This is a genomic window from Lentibacillus kapialis, from assembly GCF_014646635.1.
GTDB lineage: Bacteria > Bacillota > Bacilli > Bacillales > Amphibacillaceae > Lentibacillus > Lentibacillus kapialis.
This window is the reverse complement of record NZ_BMNQ01000084.1, coordinates 1-8,846: the sequence shown is the minus strand read 5'-3', so window position 1 is coordinate 8,846 and position 8,846 is coordinate 1. Positions and strand designations below refer to the sequence as shown.

Sequence of the window (8,846 nt, the reverse complement as noted above, 5' to 3'; positions counted from 1 at the left end):
TTTTTCGAAACAATGTGATCAATTATTTATGAATCTGAGATAATGTGAATAGACTGGCATATTATTTCAGATTTTTGGCTGGATTAGTCAGAAAAATGGTGGCTGGAATAAAGTACTGATTTACATAAATTCATCATTAAATGCCCTGACATCAGGCAAATCTTCCGGATTCATTTCAGATGGTTTTTTGCTTTGATCTTGCCCCATTCCACAACCTCCTAATGTAACAATGGAAAGTATCAAGAGAATGCTTATAAAATATTTCACTTATAAAGCCTCCTGTTACGATGCACACTTCATCGCTTGGTAAAATATTCTTATTACTTATGAGTATACAATACATAAGTGGAACAATGTTTAATCGAATTCAATTCTCTACAAAATAGGTATTTAGTCCAATCACAGCCTTTCAAGCGGATCTCATTGCAATGTGGTGCGCCTAAATAGATCGAATCTAAAAAAGACGCCGGTTCTATCCAAATCAACAACCATATTTCGACAAAATCCGGGAAGTGACAGGCACCAAACAAACAGGCACCAAACAAAAGAAATTGCATGTTGCATGTGAAGGTGTGATATTTATCACACTTCATACCACGGTATAGACGATATGATGACTATAAAGAATAGTTATTGGAGGATATATATATGATAGTTGAACCCGTCAAAACGCATGAGGGCTGGTATGTGCTTCACGATTTCCGAACAATTGATTGGGAGAAATGGGAAAATGCCAGCGGTGACATAAAAGAAAAAACACTCAAGCAATTTCAGGAATTACTCGGTTCCTGGCAAGAGACAACGGACGCAAATTACGGCGACTATGCCATGTTTTCGATCATAGGACAAAAAGCCGACATTCTGTTTATGTTTATGCGTCCGACCATGAAAGAACTCAATCAGGAAGAACGCGCTTTTAGCCGGTCGTTACTTGGCCAGTTCACCAAACCGGCCTACTCGTTTGTATCAATTGTAGAAAAAAGTTCTTACACAGTAGACTATGACAACCCTTATGACGATCCAGAGATGCGTAAGAAACTATTTCCGCTAATTCCGAAAGACGCCTATATCTGTTTCTACCCGATGAGCAAATTACGAGGCGAAATCTATAACTGGTTTCAAATGCCACGAGAGGATCGCAAAAGGTTGATGTATGAACATATTGAAACAGCTAAACCGTATACGGAAACTGTTCGTCGAATAATAACAGGCGCAACAGGGCTGGATGATTATGAGTGGGGCGTGTCATTATTCTGCGATGATCCACTTCAATTTAAGAAGCTCATCTATGGTACACGGTTTGATGAAGTCAGTGCACGGTATGGTGTGTTTGGCAGTTTTTTGGTCGGATACCGGCTGGAACCGGCAGATATTTACGACTATTTTATGTGAATCGAGGAAACGCAACTCTGCGTCCTGTATATTAATAAAAAATACTTTGCATTCACCTGGGTCAACAGATGAATAAGTCATGAGCTTGTTTTTCTCGAAGCTGACGTGCCACGCCACGTGGGCTGCTGAGTAGAGAAAAGGCGGGCTCATTTATTTTTTATTCGATAAGCCTTGTTATATACAGATTACGTTGCAACAAATTCCCGTTGCCTATACGAGTGTTTCCAATGTTGCATTTGCTACCATTCGTTGCAGTTGTCTCTCCGATGTTAAAGTTAGATAAACATCCCTGATATGACTGTCAGTATGTTCATATAAATTTCGTTTGCTATTATTCTTTTTACCTCTTCTCTTTGAGTTTGAGGCTGGTCTCGCTCAAGTTCCGCTGGTTCTCGCCCAAGTTTGAGGTGTTCCCGCTCAAGTTGACTAACACAATTATGTTACCATTCACATATTTGATTCGACAAAAATCGGGAAGTGACAGGCACCCATCCAATCCAAATCCGAGAGGTGACAGGCACCAAACAATTCTGATAGTATGGTAGACGGAAAATACTGTCATTCGACAATATAAGCCATAGGGATGTGATCAACTTGTCAAAGAAACACGTGATAACCCTTTGCCTGTTGGCCTGCCTCATACTGCTCGGCGCATGCAATGACAAGGCGGGATCAGGCGAACAGGAAAAGCAGGCAACAATGCAGACGGCCGTACAAGCGAAAGAACCTCTTTTGATAAATGGGTATTCGGCAATGAAGCCCGATAAGGATGCAAGCAAATTATCCGACCACTATAGCGATCAAGAAAAAAAGGAAATACCGCACCACGAAGCCGGGGGCGGTGATCCAGAAAGAACTGTCCCGCTTGGTGATGTCCTGTTAAAAGGAAAGGAAGATAACACAAACGGTCCGTTAAAAGACAACCGGCTTGTCGCCTTTTATGGCACACCGCTTTCGGAAAATATGGGGATTCTTGGCAGGTATTCTCCGGATGAAATGATGAAAAAACTGAAAGAGAAAACACAGGAATATTCTAATTTGGATCCTGAGCGTCCGGCAATTCCAACGATTGAATTGATTGCAACGGTTGCCCAGAGAAGTCCTGGACCACAAGGTTTATATATTACACCGCCAAATGATGATGTAATCAGAGAATACATCCAATTGGCACAAGAGGAAGAAGCCTTGTTACTGTTGGATATACAGCTGGGCCGTGCTTCCGTAATGGAGGCCGTCAAAAAAATAGAGCCCTATTTAAAAGAGCCCAATGTCCATCTTGCTATTGATACGGAATACAGTGTCGGCGAAGGGCAAATACCCGGAAAAGATTTGGGCCAAGTTGACGGAGCAAATATTCAAAAAGCTGTCGATTACGTCGACCAAATGGTTCAAGAGAACAACCTGTCTGACAAGATGGTCCTTGTGCACCAATTCGGCAATGGCATTATCCAAAATAAAGATAAAATCCATGCCACCGATCACGTGGAAGTCCCATTGAATTACGATGGATTCGGTGATGCTGCCATCAAAAAGAGTGCTTACGGACGTCTTGTGCGCGAGCAACCCATCCAATACGGCGGGTTTAAACTTTTTACCAAAAACGACACACCACTGATGACACCAAAACAAGTGCTGGCGTTAGAACCCGCTCCTGCTATTGTTAACTATCAATAGTACAAGCTTAGAAAAACTCGGCATTCGCCTCGTTTTATAGCGAATGCCGAAGCTTTTCTCATAAGGTCAACCATTTTATACTTTCTGACGTTAAGAAAAAACCAGAGGGTGATCCCTCTGGCTTTTGTCATTAAAACATAAATACCAAACAAAGAATTAACACAGCTTATATGTAACGGCAGGGAATCTGACATCACAAACCCTTTTCCGGATAAAGCCATGCTAACAGCACAATTTGCTGCAGAGTAGAATCAGGTGCGCTCCTGCTAAGAGGAATACATACATCCTGTACTGACATCAAAAATTCTAAGGCACGGTGTTATCCACGTCCCACCAGTGCATTATTCTTCCGATGCTTTGCCTAATTGCTGAATCATTTCTTCATCTGATTGTTTCGGAATCTGATTTAGAACGATTTGCATTGCCGCCGGCTCATATAAAACCCCATTTAATTGCCATTTTCATCTCTGCCGTAATGTCCTCGTTGGGGATCAGATACCCGATTATACAATCCAGCATACTCTAATGCTAAGGAATTAACAGCTGCCAAGTGACCGGAAATATGTCTGATCAAAACTGGGTTTTATATTGACTCGATGCACCGAACGCCAGATGGCCTTTGTAACCAAACCAAAATTCATTTCGGCGGTTGTTAGTCACGGATTAGCATGCCAAAAAAATTCCTAGGAGCCTTGGACATAACTAAGATGCACAATGCTAAAGACGAACGATATTCCGCTTGAGCGGAGGAAATATACGTAGACTCCTGCGGGAGGATAGGCATAGGTGAGACTCCGCAGTGCGTCAACACGAGGATGTTCACCAGCCGTCTGCGGAAAGCAAATTATATTTCCGGAGCGGTGTATACGCTCTAACTAGTTCGGATTTTTCCTTAATAAAACCACTTTTGTCCAAGACTCCTAGTGACTTACCTTGGTTCTATAATAGGTCTATTTGAATTCTTGATGTATCAATATCTAAGGGGAGGCCAATTCTAGAGTATACATTGGCATAAGAAGATTGAGATAATTGCTCCCTATAAGGAGGTAGTAGCCTTAACCTGGGTTCTCCACTTTCCTTTACAAGAGAGTTTACAGCTTTCAAAGGTAATTGATATGACTGTTTCAAGATAACTACTTTATGCTCCATGTTTATAGAAGTTTCATTGCGACCTTCAACATTATTGTCCAAGAGATGATAATTGACTCAAATCATCACCAAACTCGTTAATCATCATTTGTTTCACAATATCATTTAAACTGACAATAGCACATAATGAAACAGTATCGGCTTTTCCATTCTCTAAATCACAGGCTTGTGTCACAAAAACTGCTCCTGTAGCCTTAAAGAAAGGATACTCACACTTTGACTCTATTATAGGAACAGGGAATTCCAATAAAATATCTCCCTGTGTTAAAGGGAGATCATTTGCAACTTGCTGATACCATTGAAAACCCAATATACCTTACCTCCCAAGTTCTCTTAGGTTTTACCTTAATTGAATCGTCATTATTTATTAACTCATTAGAAGTTACATGATAATCAGGCGATAAATTTTGTTTTTTTCAAGCTGATCGGGGAGAGCGAATTTTTTTGAGGTTTAGCTTCAAAGATATTTTCAGCAGAAGTCATTTCATCGAAACGTAAATCATTATCGTTATCCACAATGACTACCTCCTCTGTTTCCTGCGCATCACCATAGAAAGAAGCCTTAAATAAAGTGTGACCGTAATCAGTGATAGTATATTCATTTCCATCCGTTTTAATGAATGAAGGCCAGCATTACTTAATCCCGCCTGTTTTCCCCTTGAAATTCTATACCTTCTGGAGTGTTCATTATTGCTGATGTAGTAACAAACGCCAGAGACGTAACGCCAGCAGTTTTCACCGGTGGACTAGAAGGCTATCTAGTCAACAGTGTTAATTATATTGAAAGGGTTTTCTTTTTTATTAGTGCAGTGTTACTAATGTACCCAAGTACAATTGCTGCTTCCATCGGGATATTTCTACTATTAGCATTATACTTATTAAATTATTTAAAGGGGCTGTTGACCCATTTAAAGGATTCAAATCAAAAAGGGCATAAAATATTACCAACTAACCTGGAAAATGGCTTCTCGTTATTTGGTTTTTGGAGTAAAGCCGAAAGAAAGAATTATAGTCAGTTTGACACGGAACCTCTGCGGGTATGACCCACGGCCAATCCGCCAGTATCAAGGGGGGGTTGGCTCGCAGTCTATACTACCATGCCTGACGTAAAACTAAACTATCTGTTACCTCCATACTAAATAGCGGGGAGGCATTTTTTATCAATCCATAAAACTGGTCACCCATAAGCTGATTTCAGGAACGAATGTAATCATCGCAAGCATTACAAGCATTGTTCCAAGTAATAAGTAGTTCCCTTTTATAACCTCTTCAATCTTAAGCTTTGCCGTACTGGCAGCTACAAAGAGATTGACACCAACTGGTGGAGTAATAAATCCGATAGACAAGTTGAAGATCATGATAACACCAAAATGAATTGGATCGACTCCTAAGGCTGTAGCCATTGGTAGTAAAATTGGTGTAACGATAACGATGGCAGCCAATGCCTCGATTACTAGGCCGACCAACAACAAAAACAAGTTTAAAAGTAATAAAATCACAATCTTATTTTCGCTGACACCGAGGACGAAATTAGCAACCGTCTCTGCCACTTGTTCTAAAGTTATCAGTCTTCCAAAAATACTTGCCATGACGATTATCAGTATAATTATCGATGAAGTGACACCCGCCTTTGCCAGATATCTATAAACAGACTTAAAGTTAAGATCTCTGTAGACGAGTAAACCAACAATCAAACCATATGCCACTGCTACTGCAGCTGCTTCTGTAGGTGTCATCAATCCGCCGTATATCCCACCTAAAATAATCACTGGTACAAGTAATGCCAGCTTTGCATCCCATGCTGCTTTGAGTGTAATTTTTACATTAAATGATGTTTTGTCCCCTTTCCAGCCGTTCTTTTTTGAAATAAAATAAGTGACAATCATTAATGTTGCTCCAGTTAAAATCCCTGGAATTATACCCGCCGCAAATAGTTTCGAAATCGATTGTTGTGACATAACGCCATAAATAACCAGGGGATTACTAGGTGGGATTATAACCCCTATCGATCCGGCAGTAGCGACTACGGCCGTTGCAAATCCAGGATTGTAACCCTGCTTTATCATAGCGGGAATTAAAATCGTTCCCACTGCAGCAACAGTCGCTGGGCCCGATCCACTTATCGCTGCAAAAAACATACTTGTAATAATAGAGACTAACGCTAACCCCCCGGGTAAAAAGCCGATTAATTCATTTGAGAAATTTAATAATCTCTGAATAATAACTCCTCCGCCCATTATAACACCTGCCGCGATAAACAGTGGTACAGCCATAATCGGAAAACTATCAATGCTGGTAAAAGCGGTTTGAGGAAAAAAATCTACGGGAATTGCATCTGTTGCAAGCACTGTAGCTAATGTACTGATACCTAATGAAAAAGCAATCGGCATTCCGATAAATATAAACAAGATAAAATAACCAAACAACAAGATAGGTATTACTGCGTTACTCAGAAAGGCAATTGGCAGTACCATTACAATAGACAATACTAACCCTAAAAGACCTTCTTGCATTGTTAATTGCTTGCTATTGTCCAGAAATTTTTGTATTAATCGAATCGCAATGAGTACAAATCCTATCGGAACTGTACTATATGGAATTGCCATTGGAATCCCCATTGCTGGTGTTGTCTGAGAAGTATCAAGCTGAAAGGATATCAACTCAAACCCATATCGTATCATGATGTAGCTGAAATAGAGCATAAAGACAGTGTTCGCTATTTCAATAGCCTGCTGCCACTTACCGGATAGCTTATCAAACAACACATTGACGCGTATAGAATCCCCTTTTCGGATAGCTAAACTTGCACCTAGAAAGGAAGCAAATATAAAAAAGTAACGCGATAATTCTTCCGTCCAGGTGGTGATATTTGCTATTTCAATAAACGATAGGACATATCGATTAGTAACTTGTGCATTAATCATTAAGATAAACACAGCGAATCCAAATACAATTAATACTTCCTCAAAACGCCGATCCAAAATGTCGAGATATTTATTTCTACTCTGAGGTGGCGTTTCTGGTTTGTCCTCATCCACTTTTACAAATTGTTCCATACCTTAACCTCCCCCTCTTCAGTTTCTTAGATTATTCTAAAAAAGTTTATAACTCCCCTGCTCCCTAAATTCCCGAAACTTCCGTGGTCCTTATTCTTTACTCTGAAAATATATCTTCCCTTGTTTTACCCAAGGTCTCCAGTATGATATCGACATATTCCGGCTCTGCATAACCTTCTCTGACATACTCGTCCCAAACTCCCTCGGACGCCTGTTTCCACTGCAGCATTTCTTCTTCTGTTGGTTCATATACTTCTATTCCAAAATCTATAAATTGTTGCTTGGCCTCGGCTTCGCGCTTATTCGCCACTTCTCGTTGCCATTCCATTGCTTCTTGTCCTGATTCCATTATGATATCTTGCTGTTCATCGGTTAATGCTTCAAATTTTTCTTTATTCATAACAACAATGTCCGAACTGTAGTTATAATTTACTTCTGTAGCGTAGGAGAGGACTTCTTGATGTTTTGAATCCCACAGCAGTGAATAACTATTCCCTTCGCCATCAACTGTCCCCTGTTGCAGTGCAGTAAACACCTCTGACCAAGCAATAGGAGTAGGATTTGCACCAAACGCTTCAAAATCAGCCTGTTCAATGCGTGAATTTGTAGTACGGACCTTCATTCCTTCCAAATCGGATGGCTCTTTTACAGGATGTCGATTATTAACAATCTGCCTAAAACCATAATCAGGAAAGAAGATAACTTTAAAACCGGACTTTTCCATTTCATCACGAACAATATCTCCCGGCTTTCCGTCGATTGCTTTATATACTTCTTCCTTATTCTCAAAAATGTAGGGTAAGTCCCAAGCGGTAAAATAATTGGTAAAACTAGTCATGTTTGGTGTGGATGAGCTGGCAAAAGCTATACTGCCACGCTGGGTACTTTCAATTACTTCACGGTCATCTCCAATAAGCCCGTCATGATATGTCTCGATGATTATTTTGCCATTTGATTTTTCTTCTACGAGTTCGGCAAATTTATCTATACCAAGTGAAACAGGATGACTTGCAGCTTTTGATTGACCAACACGAAATGTAATAACATCCGCGTCTGTTGCCCCGGCAAACTGTGACAATCGTGCTTCAGCCGAAATAATAAAACAGATTAACAGTGAAAATACTAAAATCGGTGTTATTTTCTTCATACTTAACCTCCCACTTTCTATCAATAACAACTATTTCTTTTGATAACGCTTACATTTTCCTAAAAAACCCTTTAAACATGTCTCTGTATTCAAATACGAAGAGCATAGATACTTGGATGATACCACCAATATAAAAGCCAACTGAATTTTTACTTGAGTCAAATGAGCGACCAAAATCTATTAAAAGCTTATAGAATGCTTTTATAAACTTCCTAAATGTGTAAGGACTTCATTTTGTGAGATGATATGGTCTTATATAAAGGCCCTCTGACCAACAAACCTGACAGAGGGCCCTGAATATCCTTATTTGCCCCAAACGCTATAATCCAAGTGTTTGTATTTTTCAAGCAAACGCGTTGGCATCTTCAGCGCATCTTTACGGAATGGCGGTGCAAGCTGCGTGCCGTCGACATAAATGTTCAATACGG

General features: G+C 40.1%; 7 protein-coding genes. 2 read left to right on the top strand and 5 right to left on the bottom strand.

Translation table 11 applies throughout. From position 1 onward, the window contains the following. Window positions 1–120 precede the first annotated feature (120 nt). Entirely contained in the window at window positions 121–267 is a 147-nt protein-coding gene (locus IEW67_RS16935; RefSeq protein WP_188634258.1) for a hypothetical protein, read from the bottom strand. Between the two features lie 381 nt (window positions 268–648). On the opposite strand from IEW67_RS16935, the gene hemQ reads away from it, so the two are divergent. Then, a complete protein-coding gene (gene hemQ / locus IEW67_RS16930) occupies window positions 649–1,392 on the top strand; it encodes a hydrogen peroxide-dependent heme synthase (RefSeq protein WP_308430750.1) in 744 nt (247 codons plus the stop codon). 594 nt (window positions 1,393–1,986) lie between these two features. Further along, the gene (locus IEW67_RS16925; RefSeq protein ID WP_188634257.1) at window positions 1,987–3,066 is read left to right on the top strand and encodes a hypothetical protein; all 1,080 of its coding nucleotides are present in this window, start codon (window positions 1,987–1,989) and stop codon (window positions 3,064–3,066) included. 1,180 nt (window positions 3,067–4,246) lie between these two features. On the opposite strand, the gene IEW67_RS16920 is transcribed toward IEW67_RS16925, so the two are convergent. The 4 genes from IEW67_RS16920 to IEW67_RS16910 all read right to left on the bottom strand — a co-directional run bounded on the left by IEW67_RS16920 (window position 4,247) and on the right by IEW67_RS16910 (window position 8,418). Continuing rightward, window positions 4,247–4,525: a hypothetical protein gene (locus IEW67_RS16920; protein ID WP_188634256.1), complete on the bottom strand. Its 279-nt coding sequence runs from the start codon at window positions 4,523–4,525 to the stop codon at window positions 4,247–4,249. 83 nt (window positions 4,526–4,608) lie between these two features. Next, window positions 4,609–4,731, bottom strand: coding sequence for a hypothetical protein (locus tag IEW67_RS18370; protein ID WP_268238693.1), 123 nt, complete (start codon window positions 4,729–4,731; stop codon window positions 4,609–4,611). Between the two features lie 644 nt (window positions 4,732–5,375). Beyond that, window positions 5,376–7,271 (bottom strand): TRAP transporter large permease, encoded by a 1,896-nt coding sequence (locus IEW67_RS16915; RefSeq protein WP_188634255.1) that lies wholly within the window; start codon window positions 7,269–7,271, stop codon window positions 5,376–5,378. 97 nt (window positions 7,272–7,368) lie between these two features. After that, complete coding sequence (locus IEW67_RS16910; RefSeq protein ID WP_188634254.1) at window positions 7,369–8,418, bottom strand: TRAP transporter substrate-binding protein; 1,050 nt, start codon at window positions 8,416–8,418, stop codon at window positions 7,369–7,371. Window positions 8,419–8,846: the final 428 nt, after the last annotated feature.

What these genes read in the sequence shown, in the direction of transcription:
- IEW67_RS16910 (WP_188634254.1), bottom strand. Translation starts at nt 8,418, where the DNA reads ATGAAGAAAATAACACCGATTTTAGTATTTTCACTGTTAATCTGTTTT.
- IEW67_RS16915 (WP_188634255.1), bottom strand. Translation starts at nt 7,271, where the DNA reads ATGGAACAATTTGTAAAAGTGGATGAGGACAAACCAGAAACGCCACCT.
- hemQ (WP_308430750.1), top strand. Translation starts at nt 649, where the DNA reads ATGATAGTTGAACCCGTCAAAACGCATGAGGGCTGGTATGTGCTTCAC.